Source organism: Gemmatimonadaceae bacterium, assembly GCA_035633115.1.
GTDB lineage: Bacteria > Gemmatimonadota > Gemmatimonadetes > Gemmatimonadales > Gemmatimonadaceae > UBA4720.
Window position 1 is genome coordinate 228438 of the sequence record DASQFN010000047.1, and the last position, 20790, is coordinate 249227.

The 20790-nt window shown below is 60.4% G+C and carries 17 protein-coding genes and 1 tRNA gene; 7 read left to right on the forward strand and 11 right to left on the reverse strand.

The annotated features are described in order from the left end of the window. Positions 1-6: 6 nt before the first annotated feature. From rfbD to VES88_05595, 4 genes are all read right to left on the reverse strand, one after another. Entirely contained in the window at positions 7-903 is an 897-nt protein-coding gene (gene rfbD, locus VES88_05580) for a dTDP-4-dehydrorhamnose reductase (GenBank protein HYN80954.1), read from the reverse strand. Then, entirely contained in the window at positions 904-1452 is a 549-nt protein-coding gene (gene rfbC / locus VES88_05585; GenBank protein ID HYN80955.1) for a dTDP-4-dehydrorhamnose 3,5-epimerase, read from the reverse strand. Next, positions 1449-2336: a glucose-1-phosphate thymidylyltransferase RfbA gene (gene rfbA / locus VES88_05590; GenBank protein HYN80956.1), complete on the reverse strand. Its 888-nt coding sequence runs from the start codon at positions 2334-2336 to the stop codon at positions 1449-1451. Before rfbA ends, rfbC begins: the two co-directional genes overlap by 4 nt. A gap of 93 nt (positions 2337-2429) precedes the next feature. After that, a complete protein-coding gene (locus VES88_05595) occupies positions 2430-2570 on the reverse strand; it encodes a hypothetical protein (protein HYN80957.1) in 141 nt (46 codons plus the stop codon). Positions 2571-3311: 741 nt separating this feature from the next. Between VES88_05595 and VES88_05600 the strand changes: the two genes are divergently transcribed. From VES88_05600 to VES88_05610, 3 genes are all read left to right on the forward strand, one after another. Next, complete coding sequence (locus VES88_05600; protein HYN80958.1) at positions 3312-4853, forward strand: exopolysaccharide biosynthesis polyprenyl glycosylphosphotransferase; 1542 nt, start codon at positions 3312-3314, stop codon at positions 4851-4853. A gap of 154 nt (positions 4854-5007) precedes the next feature. After that, complete coding sequence (locus tag VES88_05605; GenBank protein ID HYN80959.1) at positions 5008-6009, forward strand: NAD-dependent epimerase/dehydratase family protein; 1002 nt, start codon at positions 5008-5010, stop codon at positions 6007-6009. A gap of 173 nt (positions 6010-6182) precedes the next feature. Then, a complete protein-coding gene (locus tag VES88_05610; protein ID HYN80960.1) occupies positions 6183-7358 on the forward strand; it encodes a glycosyltransferase family 9 protein in 1176 nt (391 codons plus the stop codon). Between the two features lie 86 nt (positions 7359-7444). Here the strand turns inward: VES88_05610 and VES88_05615 are convergent, their stop codons facing one another. From VES88_05615 to VES88_05630, 4 genes are all read right to left on the reverse strand, one after another. Beyond that, a complete protein-coding gene (locus VES88_05615; GenBank protein HYN80961.1) occupies positions 7445-8473 on the reverse strand; it encodes a glycosyltransferase family 2 protein in 1029 nt (342 codons plus the stop codon). A gap of 54 nt (positions 8474-8527) precedes the next feature. Next, the gene (locus VES88_05620; GenBank protein ID HYN80962.1) at positions 8528-11125 is read right to left on the reverse strand and encodes an SLBB domain-containing protein; all 2598 of its coding nucleotides are present in this window, start codon (positions 11123-11125) and stop codon (positions 8528-8530) included. Positions 11126-11177: 52 nt separating this feature from the next. Further along, positions 11178-11251: transfer RNA gene (locus tag VES88_05625), tRNA-Val, on the reverse strand. Between the two features lie 272 nt (positions 11252-11523). Continuing rightward, positions 11524-13083: a capsule assembly Wzi family protein gene (locus tag VES88_05630; GenBank protein ID HYN80963.1), complete on the reverse strand. Its 1560-nt coding sequence runs from the start codon at positions 13081-13083 to the stop codon at positions 11524-11526. A gap of 197 nt (positions 13084-13280) precedes the next feature. On the opposite strand from VES88_05630, the gene VES88_05635 reads away from it, so the two are divergent. The 4 genes from VES88_05635 to VES88_05650 are packed head-to-tail and all read left to right on the forward strand — an operon-like array spanning position 13281 to position 17242. Then, positions 13281-13700, forward strand: a complete 420-nt coding sequence (locus VES88_05635; GenBank protein HYN80964.1) for a hypothetical protein — start codon at positions 13281-13283, stop codon at positions 13698-13700. Then, on the forward strand, positions 13700-14824 hold the full coding sequence (locus VES88_05640; GenBank protein ID HYN80965.1) for a glycosyltransferase family 4 protein: 1125 nt from the start codon (positions 13700-13702) through the stop codon (positions 14822-14824). Before VES88_05635 ends, VES88_05640 begins: the two co-directional genes overlap by 1 nt. Before the next feature lie 4 nt (positions 14825-14828). Next, positions 14829-15551 carry a WecB/TagA/CpsF family glycosyltransferase gene (locus VES88_05645; protein HYN80966.1) on the forward strand — a complete coding sequence of 241 codons (723 nt, stop codon included), beginning with the start codon at positions 14829-14831 and terminating at the stop codon, positions 15549-15551. Next, the gene (locus VES88_05650) at positions 15551-17242 is read left to right on the forward strand and encodes a capsule assembly Wzi family protein (GenBank protein ID HYN80967.1); all 1692 of its coding nucleotides are present in this window, start codon (positions 15551-15553) and stop codon (positions 17240-17242) included. The genes VES88_05645 and VES88_05650 overlap by 1 nt, the downstream gene beginning before the upstream one ends. Here the strand turns inward: VES88_05650 and VES88_05655 are convergent. Genes VES88_05655 through VES88_05665 form a run of 3 tightly spaced genes read right to left on the reverse strand, consistent with a single transcriptional unit; the run spans position 17214 to position 20735 of the window. Beyond that, positions 17214-18242 carry a glycosyltransferase family 2 protein gene (locus tag VES88_05655; GenBank protein ID HYN80968.1) on the reverse strand — a complete coding sequence of 343 codons (1029 nt, stop codon included), beginning with the start codon at positions 18240-18242 and terminating at the stop codon, positions 17214-17216. The genes VES88_05650 and VES88_05655 overlap by 29 nt on opposite strands. Before the next feature lie 11 nt (positions 18243-18253). Continuing rightward, positions 18254-19654 carry an O-antigen ligase family protein gene (locus VES88_05660; protein HYN80969.1) on the reverse strand — a complete coding sequence of 467 codons (1401 nt, stop codon included), beginning with the start codon at positions 19652-19654 and terminating at the stop codon, positions 18254-18256. Then, a complete protein-coding gene (locus VES88_05665) occupies positions 19614-20735 on the reverse strand; it encodes a hypothetical protein (GenBank protein ID HYN80970.1) in 1122 nt (373 codons plus the stop codon). The genes VES88_05660 and VES88_05665 overlap by 41 nt, the downstream gene beginning before the upstream one ends. Between the last annotated feature and the right edge of the window lie 55 nt (positions 20736-20790).

A 20790-nucleotide genomic window follows, 5' to 3' on the forward strand; every position in this document is an offset into this window, starting at 1 on the left:
GGCCTGTCATGCGCGCGTGGCTGTTTCGGCTAGTGTCAGGCTGATCGTGTCGCGTAATGCGTCGCGCCAGGGTCGCGCCACGACTCCAAAGCGTTCAGCGAAGCTTTCTGTGTCGAGCACGGAATACCCCGGCCGCCGCGCAGCCGTCGAATAATCACTCGTCCTGATAGCGACAAGCCGAGGCAGGTGGGTTTCCCCTCTGGTCGATAGCTCTTCGAGAATCGCCTTGGCAAAATCGAACCAGCTTGTCTCACCCGCGTTGGCAAAGTGATATGTGCCCTTGATGGGCGAGTGTTCGGCCACCGAATCTGCAACCACAAGGAGAGCGTCGGCGAGGTCTGCCGCCGACGTTGGACGTCCAATCTGATCGTCCACCACGCGCAGCTCATCCCGCTCGGCGGCGAGCCGCAGAATTGTCTTCACGAAATTCGCCCCGCGATGGCTGAACACCCACGACGTCCTGATGATGACGTGGCGGGGTGCATGTTCACGGACGGCGTCCTCGCCGGCGAGCTTTGTCTTTCCATACACACCTAGCGGGGCAGTCGGCGCATCCGGCGTATATGGGATTCCCTCATCCCCGCCGAAAACATAGTCGGTGGACAGGTGAATGACTGGAAACCCGGCCGCGCTGGCTGCGCGGGCGATGTTGCGCGTGCCATCGATGTTGACGGCCGCAGCCTGCTCCGGCTCCGACTCCGCGCGGTCAACCGCGGTGTACGCGGCGCAGTTGATGATCGCATCCGGACGGCATGCTCGAACCGCCGCCTCGACGGCAGCTGCGTCCGTGATGTCCAGCTCGGCTCGCGAATAGGGGAAAACTGCCCAATCAGCGCGTTGCGCGCGCTCGCTCACTTCGGCGCCTGTCATTCCACTGGCACCCGTGACCAAGAGTCGCCTCATCTAGGTGACCGGCAAGTCAGAGCGGTCACTCGTTATTGGCGCGTACGCTGCGTCCTTTGGCGAAAGAAGCGGCTCGTGAATTGGCCACTCGATTCCAATCAGTGGATCATTCCACACAATCCCTCTGTCGTCGGTCGCTTCGTAGGGAACCGTGCATTTGTAGATCACGTCGGCCACTTCCGACAACACGCAGAACCCATGGGCGAAGCCCTCGGGCACCCAGAGCGACGCAAGGTTTTCGTCGCTCAGCTCCACCCCGACCCATTTTGCGAAGGTCGGAGAACCGCGCCGGATATCCACCGCAACGTCGAAGATCTTTCCGCGCGCGACGTGAACCAGCTTTCCCTGTGGATGGTCCAGCTGGTAATGAAGTCCCCTGACGACAGACTGCGCCGACCGGCTGTGATTGTCCTGCGCGAAATGCTGCGGCAAAGGGGTACCCGCCAGACGGCGGGCGCTGAAAGTCTCCAGAAAGTATCCGCGCTCATCGCGGAAAACCTGTGGATCCACGAGCAGCACTCCGGGCAGCGAAGTCTCGCGAACCTTCACCTGACAGGCCTCAGCTCGTCGAGCAGCGATCTCAGATATCCAGCGTACGCGCTCGATCCCAAGCCGTCGGCCAGCTTCAAAAGCCCATCCTCGTCAATGAATCTCATGCGATAAGCAGCTTCTTCGGGTGAGCCGATTTTCAGTCCCTGTCTCTCTTCGACGACCGCGACGAAGTTCGACGCTGCAAGAAGCGCATCGTGCGTTCCGGTGTCGAGCCATGCAATGCCGCGGCCGAGCGTCTGCACGCTCAACGTTCCGCGCTCCAGATATTTCCGGTTGAGATCCGTTATCTCGATCTCGCCGCGCGCAGACGGCGCCAGCCCGCGAGCGAGCTCGACAACCGAGTTGTCATAGAAATAGAGACCAACCACGGCGTATGAGGACTTTGGCTTGTCCGGCTTTTCCTCGATGCTCTTCGCGCGGCCGTCGGCATCGAACTCCACCACTCCATATCGCTCGGGATCCTTTACGTGATAGGCGAAGATCGTGGCCCCCGAAGTTTCGGACGCGGCCGTCTGAAGCTGCTCGGGCATTCCCTGTCCGAAGAAAATGTTGTCGCCGAGTATCAGTGCCGCGCTATCCTGCCCGATGAAGTCCGCGCCAATGATGAAAGCCTGTGCGAGTCCCTCCGGTCGCTCCTGCGCCGCATACGAAAACTCGATTCCGAATTGCCGCCCATCGCCGAGCAGCTCACGAAAGCGTGGGAGGTCTGACGGAGTGCTGATCACAAGGATCTCGCGAATTCCGGCGAGTATCAGCGTCGTCAGCGGATAGTAGATCATCGGTTTGTCGAACACGGGAATCAGCTGCTTCGACAACACGCGGGTAGATGGCCAGAGACGAGTTCCCGATCCACCCGCGAGAATGATTCCTTTACGCGTCATAGTCCGCATAATTCATGTTGTAGCGTGCGCCGAAAGTGGCGTTGATGCTCGAGGCATCGGCGGCGAACTCTCGATTGAAGCTCCGGACAAGCGTCAATTCTCCGGCTGGCTGCCGACGAAGATTTCCGATCGGAAAGAGTCACCCTCGGTTGTTGACGGCTGCGCCCACGCGATCGACATGTCGAGAATCAACGCGCCCGCCACCGCCGTGCCGAGCCGGAAACCCGCCGTCACGCTGTTCCTGCTTTGCGTCCTACTATAAGTTTTGCTCTCATTCAAGACAGCGTTATTCCACTAATCGGTCTCTGATTGTTGTTCTTGCGAGCCGGAAAATCTAAGTCAAGGTATCAGGTGCCGCTCGTAAGAAGGGTGCACTCTCACTTCATCGGTGTCGTCGCGTCGAGTGTTGTGTTTGCATCGCTGAGCGCGCCGCGGTCACCGGCCGCTCAGGCAGGTCCTCGCCTGGCGCTCGACTCACTCACCCGGTTCATACAGCCGCTGGTTCTTGCGTGGGCATTCCAGCCCGGCGCCCCTAGCCAGTGGCTCGCCGCCGATTATATGGACTCCAATTGGAGTTTCGGCATCTTCGGCGGACGGATCAAATGGAACGAGGACATCCATAGCACCTATGGGTTTCCGCTCTATCAGGGTTACTGTATTCACGATGTCAGCATCTATCCGGGCGCGCGAGCGCATGCTGGCGGCCGATTCGGCTATATTTCCGCCGAAATTACGTATGGGAACTGCTTGAACGCCTTTTTCAGGAACAGTCGGGATGCCCAAAGGGCAATTCGGTATTGGACATCCGGAACCAAACGCTTACTCTGAGGCGCGGTTCGTTTACCCCCGGGCGGTCGCGCTGACCCCTGCCTTCAGCGAGGGCGTGGCAGAATACTTGCCCATAGCCGAGCCGAGTCCGCGCGACATATATGTGTCGCGTGCTCGTCGTCAGGGTCTCATCCTCCACCATAGCTGATGGCAAAACGCTCGGCGCTGGCGAAGCAGCACCACCTGCGCCTCACCTCTTCGCCGGTTCCAACAATGGCATCGGGGCGCGCCGAATCGCCCCTGCACGTCCGCACGCGCCTGCGGGAGCGACGGCCCGTTTCCGTGAAGCGCCACACGGCGCGAATTGCAACGCGCTTGGGCGTGCTCCTCGCCGCCGACATTGCCGCAATAGCGATCTGCGCACTTCTGGCCCGTGCGGCCACGGAGCAGTCCGCTCTGGGCACGTGGATCTCGTCGGAGTTTGCAAAAGCGATTGCCGGGAGCTACGGCGGGCCGGTGTTTGGCCCCCTCCTCTTTCTGAGCCTCGTTTTCACAGGCTGCTACAGCCGGCACCGCAGTCTCAACGGCAAGTTCAGACTCCTTGCCGGCGCTGGACTCGCCTGCGGGTTCGTTCTGTGGAAGCTCGTCAGTGGCGGTGATTTGGTGGGTGCTCTCTCGGTGTACATACTCACCGTCACGGTAAGCTGGTTCGTTCTGCTCGGAGTTCGCGGACTCGCGGAGAACTTCCTGAGCAAGGTGTGGCCCGGTCCACGGGGCGCGGCTCCCGCTCTCCTTATCACCGACCGTAGGGAGTCGAGTCTGCAGCTCGAGCGCGCCGTGCTGGCCGCTGGGGGCGACTACTCACTGGCCGGCTACGTCACGATTGGACCGCGAAAATTCGACGGCTCCGTGGGGACCATCTGGGAGGTCGCGGACATCATAGATGCCCACGAGGCCGAGACGGTTGTGGTGTGCGAACACCTGAACGACCAGCAGATAACTAGCGTTCGTGAAGCGACCCTGGCGGCCGGGTGTCAGCTGCTCTATCCGGCGCGCGCGGTGAAGATTGCCGGAGTTCGGCCGGCTCTCGTCTGGCATCAGGATCAGCCGTTCTTCGAGCTCGGGGCCCCAGTGCTGAAGGCATCGGCTATTACCATCAAGCGGATTGTCGACCTCGTCGGGGCATCACTGGGGCTGGTGGTTCTTTCCCCTGTCTTCCTCCTTATCGCCTTGGCTTTAAGGCTGGATTCGCCGGGTCCCGTATTCTTTACGCAGGACCGGGCCGGGCTTGGCGGGCGCCGCTTCCGCATGCTGAAGTTCCGGACGATGCGCGTGGGTGCGGACGCGGAAAAGCATACGCTGGCCCATCTCAACCATACCGGTGACTCACGGCTCTTCAAGATCCCGCAGGACCCGCGTGTAACGAGACTCGGGGCATTGCTACGTCGCTGGAGTCTCGACGAGCTTCCTCAGTGCTGGAACGTTCTGTGGGGTGACATGTCGCTCGTTGGACCGCGCCCGTTCTTCGAAGCGGATTTCGCAACATATCAGGACCACCATTTCCGTCGCCTGGATGCGAAGCCAGGGATAACCGGGCTGTGGCAGGTCAGCGGACGCAGCTCGGTGGTCGACTTCGAGGACGTCGTGTACCTCGACAGGCAGTACATCGAGCAATGGACCTTCTGGCTGGACGTAAGTATCATGGCCCGAACGCTGCCAGCCGTCGTCAGGCGAACCGGCGCCTACTGACCGTCCTGCAGCCGCGCTGGCGGTAACGGAGTGATTGATTCCGCCGGTGGCTTCATCCAAATTGTGAGTCTGCTCGCGCCACACGCGCGAGTTTTCTTTACCGCATCCTGACGCCCACACTGTGGCGCTTTAGAAGACCCGATCCGAGGAAGTGTTGAGAGTATTCGTAACCGGCGCCGCCGGATTTCTGGGAAGCCATCTTGCCGATGCCTTCATCGCGAGAAACGATGAGGTCGTAGGCTGCGACAACATGATCGGCGGGGACCTCCAGAACCTTCCGGAAGGAATCGAATTCGAGGTTGCCGATTGCAACGATCTCGACGCGATGAAGCGGCTGACCAAAGGTGTCGATGTCATTTTCCATGCGGCGGCAATAGCGACGGAAGGTCTCAGTGTTTTTTCGCCGGCCCTGATCGCGACTCACGTCTACACCAACACTGCGACCGTCCTCGCGGCTGCGGCCACGAATGATGTGAGGCGATTCGTCCATTGCTCCAGCATGGCGCGCTACGGGAACGGGCCCGTTCCCTATGTGGAGGATCAGCCGCTCGAGCCTGCCGATCCCTATGGGATAGCCAAGCTCGCGAGTGAGCTCGTCGTGCGGAACGTGTGCGAGACGCACGACATCGAGTACACCATTGCCGTGCCGCACAATATCATCGGCCCGAAGCAGAAGTACGACGATCCGTATCGCAACGTAGCCAGCATCATGATCAACCGAATGCTGCAGGGAAAGCAGCCGGTGATTTACGGTGACGGGGGGCAGAAGCGCTGCTTCTCGTTCATTCAGGACTGCGTGAATCCGCTGATCAGGATGGGCACGCTGGATGTCGCTGTCGGAGAGACGATCAACATCGGGCCCGACGAGGAATACGTGTCGATTCTCGAGCTCGCGCAGATCATCGCTGAGCTGCTGAACTTCCCGCTCGATCCGATCATGGTGCCCGACAGGCCGCGCGAGGTTCGCTATGCGACATGCTCGGCGGACAAGGCGCGTCGTCTGCTCGACTATCGCACTACCGTGCCGCTGCGCGATGGTCTGCAGACCATTGTCGACTGGATTTCAGCGCACGGAACGAAGCCTTTCGATTACCACCTTCCGATAGAGATCGAGTCGCCTCTGGTTCCCGCGACGTGGACGTCGCGCCTGCTCTAAGAAGCTGCCCATTGCCGGCGGCGCAAACTACGACAGCCCGTTCCACCGAGAGCTGCGATCGCTGGCTGGAGACCGAATCATCCTCGGAACGGATCAGGAAGAATTACACGTGGAAAAAAATCGCCAGGTAGTACGCCAAGCTGTTTCAGGAAGTCCACGCGCGGTGAGCTGCAATGGCTGAGACATGGCGGGTCACGCTGGGCAGGCGGCTGCTGCTGGGAACTCTCGATGCACTCGCTCGGCCTTTCGCAGCGCTGCTGCTGCCGCGCCAGCGCGGGCCCGTCGAAGGAATCTGGAAAATTCTGGTAGTTGAGATATGGAGTGTGAGCGACGTCGTCATCGCAACTACGGCGCTGCAAGCGCTTCGAGCTCGTTATCCGGACGCATGGCTATCGCTGCTCGCAAAGCCCCACGCCGAAGAGCTGCTTCGCGGCAGCGGTCTAGTCGACGAAGTCATACCGTTCGTTTTCCCGTGGACGGCCGATAGCGACGAAGACCAGCTCTCCCGTTATGATCGCGACGCGATCTCGTCTCTGTTCCGTCGCTTACGCGAAGCGAAATTCGACCTGACTGTGGATTGCAGGATGGATTTCCGGAACAATATCGTGACATTCGCGACACATGCCCGGCGACGGGTCGGTTACGCATTCGGAGGAGGCAGTTTCCTCCTTACCGATGCGATTCCGGCGCCGCCGCGCGGACAGCACAGGGTCCGCGACTGGCTCAAGCTGATGGAAGCCCTCGGCTCTCAGCGAGGGGCCAAGGCCATCACGCGGAGCGAGAGCGGCAGACCGATCGCCCCGCGCCTGACACTCCTTCCGGAGGAGCGACACGAAGCTGCGGCAGCTCTCGAGTTGATGGGCATCGCTCCGCGCGATTTGATCGTCGCACTTCACGTTGGGGGCAGCCATCCCACGAAGCGGTGGCCGGCAGAAAGGTTCGCCGAGGTGGCCGATTCACTCGCCGAAGGTTATGGAGCGCGCATCGTTGTACTCGTGGATCCGGAGGGCCATGGGGAGCGGCTCCCGCTTCGAACTCCGGCGTGTTACGTGACGCCATCTCTGCGCGAGCTGATGGGGTTCATCGGGAGCTGCGATCTCCTGATCTGCAATGACGGCGCTCCGATGCATATCGCCGACGCCCTCGGTGTTCCGGTTGTCGCGGTTTTCACTTCGGGGACTCCACGCTCGTATGGTCCTTCGGGCAAGCATCAGAAAGTGGTAGGGAAGGGCGCGAAGCCGGGCGAGATGTCGGACGTGCACTTCGGCGACGTCTACACGGCTGCTCAGCAACAGGTCGAGCGGGCGATCACCGCGCGCGCAAAAGTTTACGGAATCGCGCAGAAATAAATTGGCGCAGCGGAAAGGCGAAGCGACTCAGTAAGGAGCTCGGCGGCTCCCAGCTCGCCGTGGGCGGGGAAACTCTGCGTCATCGACTAGCGCTTGGCGGCTGGACTCACGAACCCTTCAATCGTCCCCCTCAGAATTGCCCAGCCACTCTTTGGATGACCCTTGACCGTCTCCACGAGTGCGCGCCCGGGTTTGGTAACGGCCAGGTAGGTAAGCGCCGCAGCCTTTCTCAAGCCGCGATAGTTTCGGCGGACGTAAAATACACCGAGACGATTCCTGCATTGATGGAGGGCGGGCCCCACACCCTGCGTCATCGCCTCGGGAGGCCTTCGGTACACCGTCGCCTTCGGCACGTACAAGACCGCAAACCCAGCGTTGCGTGCCCGCAGCGAATACTCTCGGTCTTCCCAACATTCCGGGAAGTAACACTCGGCGAGCAGGCCGATTCGATCGAGTAGCGTCCGCGAAATCACCATGGCGCATCCGGTGATAAAGTCGGTCGGGGCCGCTTCAGACGACTCAGGCACGTCATACTTGTGCCGGACAAGGGGGCGCAATGAGTGCGCAACTCCGCCGGCATACCAGACTCGATCGCGCTGCGGATCCTCGAAGATCGTGCCGCTGAGAAGGCCGGCCAGTCGATTCCGCTCGATCGCTCGGCCAATCTCGACAAGAAAATCCGGAACGATCGTAGTGCCGCTGTTCAGCAGAACGAAATGCGATACGGTGGTTCGCTGCGCGAGGTAACGAATGCCGACGTTGCTACCGCCCGCGAATCCCCGATTCGCGCCGGCCCTGGCGATCACGAGCCATGGGGTATGTTCGGTGCTGCTTCTTCCGCTCGTGCCGGTGCTCAGTCGCCAGATCCAATGCTCGTCCGCCCATACCTCGAGCCGCTCCACTGAGTCATCCTCTGATCCGTTGTCCACGACAACGACGTGGTCAGGCGGCGTGTCAGCCCTTTCGAGAGCCTCCACGCATTCCATCGTTTCCCGCGCGCTGTTCCAGTTGAGCACGACGGCACCGAATGACGGCGCGCGAGACGCGACAGGCCGCGGGCTCGAATCTATCTGTTGGGGTTGGCTTCGCTCTTCAGGCAAGGCACGGCGCTGCATCGTTGATCTCGTCGATGCGCGCGACCTCCTCCTGCTGAGCGATCAACACGTTCGCTATCTGCGCAAGGCTATCGCGATTGCTACAAAGCTTGCAGCAAGCTGTGCTATCGAGCCGATGGTCGCGATGTAATCAATGCGGCGCTCGCTTGCGTCCTTTTCAGGAACGTAGACAGTGCTGCCGGGCCGAGGCCGCGGATCGTTCCTGAAGATGAACTTCCCGGTCGTTGCTTCGACCTTTCCGTTTGGCTGAGTCACGTATGCATACCTGAGGTCGCCCCTTCGGGTCACTCCACCCGCTGCACGAACGTAATACTCCAGTGAGCGGCCCGGTACGTATGTCACCGCAACCGGAGAGTTTACAGCGCCCTTCACGTTCACGACCGCGTTGAACCGCGGAATGAAAATCGAGTCACCGTCCTGCAGCTGGAGGTTGTCGCGCGATCGCGGATTGCGAAGAATCTCTGGCAGCGCAATGCCGATTCGGCCCACCTTATCGGTCGCTCGATAGAAAGTGACGCCGTCTGCGTATGCCTCTGGTGTAAGCCCGCCCGCGCGGCGGATTAGATCGGAGATTCGTTCCGTTTTTGTCGTGAGCGAGTACGTGCCAGGCCGCGTCACTTCGCCTGATACGACCGTCGTACGGTGCAGCTCCCAGTTAGGCTGACGGAAAATCAGGACATTGTCGTAAGGTCTGAGGGGAATCTCGGGCATCGAGCCGTTCGCGGCGGGAAGTCCCGGCGGCCCAAAATACTTTCCGTCAGGTCCGCGCTCGAAGATGTAGCTCGAGTCGAGCGGAACACGGCTAGTCGTTGCGGTTTGTCCACCGCGACGGTCGGCGGGAAGCCGCGCTATCTCCGCCTCACGAAGGTCGGCACTTTGCTCGAGGCCGCCCGCTTGCAGAATGAGATCACGCGCCGTCATTCCTTCGCGAAACGCCACCTGGCCGCTCTGCCGCACCGCCCCGGTTATCGCGACGTATCGCTCAGGTCTGAACTCCGAGACGGAGAAGACGCGAATCTGATCGTCTTCGCGGAGTGGGAAGTCGCCAACGACTCGCCCGGTCGTATCGGCCAACACAGCGTGGAGCTGAACTCTCGTCGAGTCCGAGTTGAGTCGTGTGACAAGTACCTGTCCAAGATAGGAGTCGGGCTTCACGCCGCCGGCCGCGCGCAATGCCTGCGATACGGTCATTCCGGGTGAAAGGCCGAGCGAGCCCGGCTGCCAGACGTTACCGGAAACGGCGATACGATTGCGAACTCTCTCGGTGACTTTGAAAACGCGGATCACGTCGCCCGGAAGCACCGGCACATTCGGTCCGGTGCCTTCGATGAACTCCGACGATGCAATATCGATTGTCACGCGGTCGCGGCCGCCCTCGCCCCGCTGATTGGGAGCCTGAATTCGCTCGATCTGAACGCGAGTGCGCGCCGCCGTCGGTGTGAATCCTCCGGCAAAACGGATCGCATCCGCGAGCGTCTCATTCGTCTTCAGCTCGTACGTAGAAGGCCTGACCACCTCACCCACTACGCGAACGCGACTCCTGTGCACGGGCACGAAAACGACGTCGCCATTTAGCAGCCTGGCGTCATGTGAGGCATCACCGTTGATCAGGTAGTCATAAACGTCGAGAATGTCGACGATTCTTCCGGCTCGCTTGATCTGCACATTGCGCAGGGACCCATTGTCAGTCGGTCCGCGCGCCGCGTATAGAGCAGAAAGAGCAGTACCCGCGCTGGAGATCCGGTAGCTGCCGGGCTGCATCACATCGCCTACCACATAGATCTGGTTCGTCCGGAGGCTCGCGACATTGATCGAGAAGCGCGTCGTAGCTCCTGAACCTCGTCTCACTCCCGAGTAAACTCTGCCGAGTCTCGCGTAGAGAATGTCCTCGAGCTGCCCCATCGTGAGATTGTTAACGTAGATCTGGCCGGCCTGAGGTACGACGATGAATCCTTCGCGCGTCACAGGCAGCGTATACGATTGCGACACATCGCCGGTGAGAATTAGCACGAGCCGATCGCCCGGGCCCAGGCGATAATTCGGATCGACCGGACCGGCGAGATTAGGCTCGAATTGCGTTGTTCGCTGGCGGAAGGTGGAGAGCCCGAAGATCACGAAGCCGCTGTCCTGTTGAGCCTTCAGCCGCGCGCTATCGGCGGGCGACAGGCGGCCGAAGTTCAATGAATCGAGTCTTTCGAGACAGCGCTGACGAGCCGCGAGCGCGACGGCTCTGCGGGCTCGGCCCACTGCACTTGTATCAGTGATCGCCCTCAGGCTGTCCTGTGTGTCGATCGTCGCGCAGCGAAGGTTTTCTGCCTCGAGCGTGTCGATGATTCCAAGCTGGCTCACGGCATTCAGCACATCGTCGGGGGTGCCGGCGTTGACTATTTCCGCTCCCGAGCCGGTGCCTCCAGGCAAGTACGCGTCGAGCAGCGTTTCGGGATAACCCTCTGCGCGAAGCCTCGCGCGGACTTGCTCCGGCGTCAGGCCGCTCGACAGGATACGCTGTCGGAGTTGCTGGAGGAGGAGTGGATTGGATTCGAGCATCCGCTGAGCTTCGGTGGGACCCTGCGGATTCTGCGCACGGAGAAGGGTCGGCGCGGCGAACAGAATTGCGGGCACGATCAGCAGCCGCAGTCGATTTGATTTCATCAGTGATGGAAATGAATTGAAAAAGGGAATCGTGGCCAGGTCGAACCGTGCATGGTCGCGCAGGGACTCGAACCCCGGACCTCTGGTATGTGAGACCAGCGCTCTAACCGGCTGAGCTACGCGACCGAAAGGGAGACACCGCCAAGCGGGCTGACCTGTGCGGAGCGAGCCCTGAACGAAGCCAATCCGAAAGTTAACAATGCACGTAGGGCTAGGGAATAGCGCAACCACTGCGTTCACGGTCAGAAGGGTCGAGTCGGGAATCGTTTGGAACGATCCCGAGATCGGTGTCTGCTGGCCCGTGCCCATCCGCTGGTCTCCGCCAAGGACCGTGGCTCACAAACTCCTTCGACAATGGCTGGCGCACGTCGAGGCGAACAGCTTCTCGATGTAGCGGCTTATCTTGGCAACGCTATCGCAACCGCTGCATTAAGATTGGAGCGACTGTTGGACAGGTCCCTGCTTAAATCCCGCATGAACGTGAACGAAGTCGTGATGTCGAATCGCCGCGTGAATTTGAGGCGCTCGTATCCAAATGCGTGTAGGACGTCGGAGATCTGAGGAACCGATGCGGCTGTCAGCGTACTATCGCTGGTTTCCAGGCGAACGTTGCGCCGCCAGAAAACCGCCCATCGCCCTCCATTGGAATAATGATCCCACCTGACGGTCGACGCCGCCGCGGCCGCGACTCCGATGTCGGCGCCAAGCAGCTGGCCACGATTCGTATGACCTTGCCGCATCGGAGAATGAAAGTAGATGCTGCCTTCGCCTCGACCCGTCGTCGCCAACGGTGGCATCTGGAAGTTCATCGCTTCCACACGAAACACATTGAACTGGGACGAGCGCTTGCCGAATACCTTGGCAAGGCCAAGCGAGTACGCGCGCTGGTGATCGGGCTCCTGCACGAAGTCGCGCAGATCGTGGCTGTTATCCTCCCGGCCGTACTCCGCGTATACCTCCAGTCCAGATTTCCTGAACGTCCATTTGGCGAACAATGAGGCGAGTTGATTGTCGGTGGAAACAAGCTGCAGATCGATGCCGGGCTGATTGACCTTGAGAAAGGCTTGGAGAGGTTTCGTGAGGTAAGAAGATGGGATCCCGCTGCGCGGCCAGATCGAATGAAGGAATCGAGAGCCGCCAATCTCGAGCCCGTCGAACCCGCGCGGTTGGAAGGTGGCCACAACACCGCTTGCGAACCGAAGCCGACCAGGTTCGAGGCGGGAGGCGTAGAACTTGGGGCCGGTTACCGGAGAGTAGTGCGACTGGTCAAGGCGACCATAAATCACCTTCAGGTGCGCTCGTCCGACGAAAATCGGAATGGGTCGCGAGCTTCCGAAGAAGAGGTGCGGGAAACCCGCCGCGTTATTGCCGACTAGAAATGGGTACTCGACCGACGGACCCCATCCTTCATTCGCGGTCGAAATACCCGCGCTCAAGCCGAGTGCATCGATGCGAACGGAACTCTGCCCAGGGTCGAGCCGCTGATAGGCGGCTGTACCGAACCGTTGCGGCCTGTCGACACCGATGCCGTGAATCGGTTGGCCGCATCCGCAAGGGAGAGTGGAAGGAGCTAGCAGGAATGCAGAGTTCTGCGCTCGAAAAACAGTTGGCAACAATGTGAGTGATAGCGGTCCCATCCGCGCGTACAATCCGCCCTGCGCGGCCATTGTGAAGCCGCGGCCTGCCCAAATGGCGCCATCGTTAGACCCGTATGGAAATTGGCTGTTGAAGCGCAGGCTGCCGTTTGGCGACAGGAAGCGGAATTCAAATGGTGAGGATGAAGCCGCGAACCGCGACAAGCGCGCTTCCCAAGGATGCCCGCCGAGCGCTCGCGCGAGCGCCCTGACCTGTGCGGGGGACATCGGCCGGATTGACCAGCCCTGTGTGCTCGAGGTGTCCGACAGATCGAAGTAGCGGAGATAGCTCTCGATTTCCGTGCCGACGAACACTTCATGCATGCTACCAGCCCCTGAGTGGGCCTGACCTCTCGCCGAGGGTGACCAGGTGAAGGCCACTACGACGATCCACATGCCAATTCGGGTAGAGAAAAGCCTTGCTCTCAGAAACCCTCCAAATAGTCCCCTGACAGGCTCGCAAGATATATTACGCCACCCGATGTTGTGAGTATGCCACTGGCGAAGAGGTGTCACGTCGAATGAAGCTGCCTTGGCGGCTTTTCCGCTCATTGCTCGTGATTGCCGGCGTTGCGAGCTGCGGCCCGCCTCTCACTGACCCATCATCGCTGGATATCAGTGGGCGCTGGGCTACGACCGATGCGATCGGTCCACTATCTGCCGTTGACATGAACATCACTCAGCTGCGTGACGGTACGGTTTCGGGCCAGTGGTCGGCGAAGGTGTTCCCGCCAAATCCGCCGTGCCCGCCGGAGCTCGGCAATCCGACGGGACCTGTGATCGGCACGCACACAGTTCTCGAGGTTCGACTCGCATTTCTGGGAGCCGGTGATTTCGACGGGCAGGCAATCGACAGCAAGACGCTAAGAGGCAGCTTCAATTCTTGTGATAACACCTACGCTGTTATTTTTTTGTTTGCCGGGCCCCTGCCCCCTCCTTGATGCGGATACTGCAGGTCGCACGGCAGTTCCACCCTAAAATCGGAGGAATAGAAAGCTGTGTCCTGAACCTCAGTCGAGGACTGATTGAGCGTGGACATCACGTGGAAGTCGTGACGCTCGATCGCGATCTGAAAAACGGACGACTGCTGGATTCGTCCGCGCGCATAGACTCGATTCCCGTCCATCGCATTTCCTACCTCGGTTCCCGCCGATATCCAATCGCTCCGTCCTGGCTTCGGTTCACCGATGATTTCGACGTTGTTCACATTCACGCAATCGATTTCTTCGTCGATTCGGCAGCGCTCGGAAAATCACTGGGCCTTCAGCGAAAGCCGTTCGTCGTCACCACTCACGGAGGAATCTTTCACACACCTGCCTGGCTCCCGCTCAAGCGACTCTATTGGCGACACGTTCTCAGTCGGAGCCTGGGTGCCGCCGACGCGGTTGTTGCCGACTGCGACAATGACGCATCCCTTTTCCGCTCGATCGTTCCTCCGCACAAGCTCGTAACCATTCCCAACGGGATCGACTCCTTGTTCGCGGAAACCCAGGCTGCCAGAGTGCGTGGTAGGATTGTCTGCGTTGGCCGCGTTACTGAAGGGAAGGCGATCGACAAGATCATTCAGCTGCTGCCGAAAGTCGCGAACGAATTCCCTGACCTCGAGCTCGTGATCGCTGGCCCGGACGAGAATGGGGCGACCGAGCGTCTTCTTCGAACGGCTGCCGCGGTCGGATTGCAGTCGAAAGTCCGGACCGTCGGTGAGCTTCCGCTACCCGAATTGGCGCAGCTCGTTGCCAGCGCTCACCTTCTCGTCTCGGCCGCGCCGCATGAGGGTTTTGGAATAACTACCGTGGAAGCCCTCAGCGCCGGCGTGCCGGTTCTCGTCACCCGTACGGGAATTCATGATGAAATCGTGCAGCCGGGCGTGAATGGGTGGTTCTGGTCCGGGCTTCCCGATGAGACCGCCGCCGCTACTCTGCGCAAGGCCTTATTATTGCCAGACGCGCGTCTCGACGAGATGCGGCTCGCGGCGCGAAACAGTGCCACCCCATTCGACTGGAAGCTGACCACTGAAAAGTACGAGCGTGTCTTCGAGAGTGCGCATCGGAAAACTCTGGGTTGATCGCATGTCCCTGGAAGGAATGCTGCGCTTCGTGAAAGCCTCGCTCGGCTCCCGCACCGCAAAAACCGTCTTCTACGCAAACTCTTACGCTGTGAAGCTTGCCGAGTCGGATGCTGCTTTTGCCGCTGCGATGGGCAAGGCCGACGCGATTTTCTGCGATGGCTTCGGTGTGTACGTGGCGTCGCGCGTGTTGGGGGGCGCGATCCCCGAGCGATTCGCCTGGCCTGACTGGATCGAGCGCCTCGGAGCCGTCTGTCGCGACAACGGAGCTTCGATGTTTTTTCTTGGGGCAAAGGATGGCGTAGCGGCGGAGGCTGCGCGGAAGCTCGAGTCGGCGATACCAGGGCTGCGGGTCAGCTCGCATCACGGACACTTTCAAAAAGACGATTTGTCATCGCGCGAGGTGATTGACCGCGTGAACCTAAGTGGCGCTGGCGTGCTTCTCGTGGGGTTCGGCATGCCGCTTCAGGAGGCCTGGATCACACAGCACCGCGAGAGGCTTAACCCGACAATCGTTTTCTCCGTCGGGGCAATGTTTGACTATGTGGCGGGCAACGCAGTGCGCGGCCCACGATGGCTCACGCAACACGGATTCGAGTGGCTGACAAGACTCGTGGTTGAGCCGCGCCGTCTTTGGAGACGATACCTGCTCGGCCTTCCGGAATTCGCGCTGTTGGTCGGCCGTCAATGGATGAATACACGCCCGAACGTTCGCATGGAAAAGTGATGAACGCTGGAATCAAGCGGTTCGCATTTATCATGGTGTCGGCGTTTCCTATCTTTCGACTCGGCGCGCAGACGGAAACACAGGACACTGTCGCACGACACGTCGATACAGTGGTCACGCCGACAGCAGCTGCACCGCTCGTCTGGTTGGTCGAGAGCTATCCACTGATGCGTGCGCGTCTCAACGAGCTCAATGGAACGGCGCCGGCGTTTCCAATCCTCAGGTCGACGAGCTCCTTGTTCTGGTCCGGGAACGATCCTTCCGATGGCGTTCGCGCAATTGCTCCGCAGCTGCAGCTCGTCACGAACTCGGCGATCCCTTATTCACGAAACGACGGCGGCTTGTGGGCCGGGAAGGGTCCGAGCACGCGCGTCAGTGGAGGCGTGGCTATTAAGCGCGGCTTCTTGCGCATTGTCATCGCGCCAGAGATTCTCACCACCGCTAACGACTCATTTCCGCCGCGCGCTGAGAATATTATCCCATCGCCCGCGATCCCGCCGAACCGCAGCAGCTTCTCATTTCCATGGTACGCGAACGGCCCGTACTCGCTCGACATGCCGCTTCGTTTTGGTGACAAGTCGCGAGCGCAGCTTCGCCCCGGACAGTCGTCCATCCTCGCCGATTTTGGTCCGGTTTCGTTCGGCTTCAGCACGGAGAACGAATGGTGGGGACCGGGCATCGACAACGCTCTCGTGCTTAGCAACAACGCGCCAGGGTTTCCCCATCTATTGCTTAGAAGCTCACACCCGTTGCAGACACTCGCCGGCAATGTCGAGTTCCGCTGGCTGACGGGCGGTCTCACCCAATCTGGGTTTTTTTCCACCGCCACTAGCAACACCGGCCGATCCATATCGGCCGCGGTTGTGTCGATCCGTCCGCGCGGGCTTGAGAACCTTTCGATCGGACTGGCGCGCAGCGTCATCGGAACGTCAACCGGCTGGAATGAGATTGCGCTGCGCTGGCTGGAGGTTCTTCATAGCACCGGGCAGCCTAACGCGGGCGCGCCATACGATTCCACGCTCTATCCTGGTGGGCGCGATCAGCTTTACTCCATGTTCGCTCGCTGGGTGATGCCGGCATCCGGGGCAGAGATTTATGGGGAGTGGGGGAGGCTCGACTTTCCGAGAAACCTGGGCGATCTGGTCGTGCAACCCAACCGTGGCCTGGCCTACACACTCGGTCTACAATGGACTCGACAGGCGTTCACTCCTACTGGCCGATTTCATCTCCGCATGGAAAACACTTCACTAGAGCAGAGCCTGGCGCAACGCAATCGATTCGCCGGGGTGTGGTACACCAGCCGGCGCGTGCTCCAGGGGTTTACGAACGAAGGCGAGGTGCTGGGAGCGGCCGTGGGCCCGGGTTCCTCGGGCCAGGCAATCGAGGTCAACTACTTGTCAAAGAGGGGTTACTTCGGCCTCGAGTTTGGGCGCACGAGGTACAATGAAGACGTTCACCAGGCGTCACCGATGCTGGATTACCTGCGTTGGTGCTCCCATGACGTCGCGCTTCAGTGGGGCATGCAAGGCGGCTTCAGCGCGCCGATAGGGACCGTGTCGATACAAGCCCTGTTTCAAAACCGGCTCAATGCCTGGTTTCAGAGCGGTCACGGTTGTCCTCGCAGCCAGGCGATGGTCGATATCAGGAACACCAACGTCACCATCACCCTCTCGCCCGGGCTTCGCTTTTAGAATCGTCGTTTGCGACTGGGTCGAACAGTCCAGCCAGAGTGCCGCGGATGAATGCTGAGCCACTTCGTGGTCGGCCGCGCAGGACTTCCCACAGCGCGCGGGCGGGCTTCGTCAGCGCGAGATACGCGATGCCGCCGGCGCGTCGCCAGCCACTGTAGTTCCGGCGCATCGCGTACCCGCGGTTTCTATTGAACCAGTAAATCACCTGCGGCGAGCGGATCTCGCGTCCAAGGCTGCTGCTGACGCGATGAAATGCTTTTGCGTCCGGGACGTACAGCAGCTCGAAGCCCGACGCTGCGACTTTCAGAGAATAATCCGCATCCTCGCAGTAGCACGGGCTATATAGCTCCGGCAGCAGGCCGACCCTCTCGAGCACAGCTCGTGAAATCAGCATCGTGCAGCCGCAGATGAACCCTGTGCTGCGCGGCTGACCGTCGGTCGGAACAGCGAGAAAATGTTCGGCCACCGCTCTCAACGGATTGAATCGTCCGCCGGCGTACCATACGGTGCGTCGATCCCATTCGTAGATCGTTCCGGTCGCAAGGCCGACATTGTGAACCGTCCGAATTCCCGCAGCCATGTCAGGGAAATACGATGGCGCGACTGCAGCGTCGTTGTTCAGCAACAGGGCAAAAGGCGCGTCGGTGTGATCGCGAACGAAGCGCAGGCCGATATTGCACGACGCCGCGAAACCGGAGTTCGTTTTGGAGGCGACAATCGTGAGCCACGCTCTGGCCCCTTCGCGTGTTTCGAGCTCGCCAGGCTCGACGACCGCATGCGATTCCCCGGATTGCGCCACCCAATCGGCGATTGTCGTGACTGCGTCGTCGGTCGACGCATCATCGACGAGAATCACTCGCTCCGGTCGTGAATGAGCTTCACGCAGCGACGCCAGGCAGTTGACCGCATCGTCAGCGTGGTTGAAGCTGGGAATTACGACTGACCACCGCGTCGTGTCGAGATCAGCGTCGCTCCACGAGGAAGTGTCGGCCGGTTTCACGCGTCGGCGACTCACTCCGCTTGCGCCCGCAGTGCCCGTAAGTCAGAACGCTGGTAGGCGCTTATCGCGGCGCCTGCGAGGATAAAGAAATTGTACGCCAGGAACACCGAGTTGAATGGTGAAGAGCTGGTGCCGTTGAGCGCGATCCCCAGCGTGGTGAGAAAGACAGTGGCAGCGACCATCCGAATGCCTGCGGTCGGGGCGCTCGCGAAAAGCCGTATTGAAAAAAAGCCAAGCGTGACCAGCACAGCGAGGTACCCGATAAGTCCGAGAACACCGAGGTCCACGGCATAACCGAGAAAGATGTTGTCGGCGGTCAACGGCGTGCGGCCGAATCGCGCCGCGACTTGATCGCTGGAGCCAAGACCGTGGCCCCACGGCCGCTCGAAGAACGCCGCGATCCCGCTTCGCCAATCGAAGATATGAGAAAAGCTGCTTGCAGTTTGGAACGTCGCAGTTGACAGTACGAAAGACGCCAGGCCAGGGACCAGAATGAGAGCCGTGAGAAAAACAGCGAGGGCCGTCAACGCGGCTCCAACGACTCGCGTCGGCCGACGTGAGATCAGGAAATAGAGCACCACCTGCAGAGTGCAAACGATGATTGTCGTGCGCGTTATCGACACAAGCAAGCCCGCCCAGATGACGGCGTAGCCTGCCAGGCTCCACAACTTGAGTCGCTTTGATGGATCGAAGACCCAGGCTGTCGCAGCCGGCATCAGCAACAGAAAGGGAAGCGCAAATGCTTGTCCCCCGAGGAAGACCGATCCGGCCCGTCTTACCGGGTGGCGTCCGAGGACGCTCCAGTAATTCGAGGGCAGTCCCCAGTCATTGCCGGCTGTCGACACGGTAAGACCGAGAAAGTCGTTCATGTAAGAGGCTGCGCCCATCGCGACGAGCATCCCGGGAGACACGAAGATCCGCTCGAGAATCCCGATTGCGGCGACGACAACCGCGACCCGAAAAAGGTGCTTGACGTAGGTCGATCGCTCACCGATCTCCGGCACTCCCCGTCCGAAATAATAGAGCAGCATGAAGAAAACCGAGCTTCGAAAACCGAATAGCTCGACCTTCGGCGGGATGCCGGCCGCGAAGAGCGGGTTCTCCACGATCGCGAAAAGGACGGCCAACGCGACGAGTCCGGTGATCGCGATATCCGGGGCGATGATCGCGACACCCGGTCCCCGGGACAATACGCAGCGCATCACGACGATCGCCAGGAGGATGACGGCCACTCCTTCCTTCCACGACGCCATGATCATCGTCGCCTGCATTCCCGTTTTGAGAACGCCGAAGAAAAAAGCAATCGTTACCGCGTGGAACGGCAAAACCCACAGCAGTAGAACGATCGGGAGCGCGATCAGCGCTCCTGTTCTAGGTGTTGAGCCTGCGCGCGCTGGAGCGCTTGAAGGCATTGCGAATCTCGCCCTTCACCATTCGCAGCGTACTCGAGAGATAACTCGACGAGCGCGGATTGCGCCCGCGCCAATCAGCGTAAACAGCGGCGGCCCCGGCGACCATTAACCCAAGGAAAAGGCCCGCGAAGGGAACTGCAACCCCCAGGATTGCATAGTCCGGCCAGACCGCTTTTCGTGGTGTGACCCCGGCGTCGAGCACAGTAATGCGCGCTGCGTCGTTAACTTCGTCGAGCAGCGTACTCTCATACTGGCGCTGCAAACTGAGATACAGATCGGCCGTGCGGTCCATCTCGCGCTGCAGGTGCTGCTGCTCGAATACAAGCCCCGGGGCGGCGCGCCATGAGCGATTCTGCTCGTTGAACTGTCGAAGTCTGTTTTCGGCGGCGTCCATATCCGATCGCGCCTTGGCGACCCGAGTTTCGAGAAAGATTCTCTTCGATCGCACTCTGGAAACACGCTGTTCGCTATTGAAAGCGCTCACGAGCTCGATCGTGCGATTGGCGATCGCCGAGCTCAGCTCGGGCCAGCGAGCATTGACGTCGAGAAACACTACGTTCGTCATGATATCGAAAGACCCCCCCATCGCCTTCGACATTTTCTTGATGCCTTTTTCCAGTCGTCGCTGTGGATCCGAGCCGCGAAGGCGGAGGATGTCGATCAATCGCGCGCTATCACCCGGTGAGGCTCCGCGCGGGTCTCGAAACCTCGATTGAAGGAGCCGGGTAAGAAGCTCCCTGCTCCGAATCAGCTCGACGTAAAAGTTCGGTGATTCGGAGGGGTCGGCCCGCGAAGCGGCGCCGAACTGCGTCGCCAGACCCGCCAACGGTCCTGCCGCGCCGAGCGCTGCGGTTGGCAGCAACGAGCCCGCGGTAGTATTGGCGACGAAGGAGACCTGCGTTCGATAGATCGGGGGGATTAAGATAACAGCCAGCACCGCGGCAACGAACATCAGCCCCACCGCGAGTGCGATTAGGCGCCAGCGGAGAAGCGTTTCGGCCAGCCACCGCGAAAGCGTCAAGTGATCCGAGGCATCAACCAGCTCGGTCGGCATCTCGCGTTCCTTGAGCACAGTGGCCACTATATCCTCTTAGCGCGCTTTAGGTACTACAGAAAAATAGCGTAACCGGCACTGC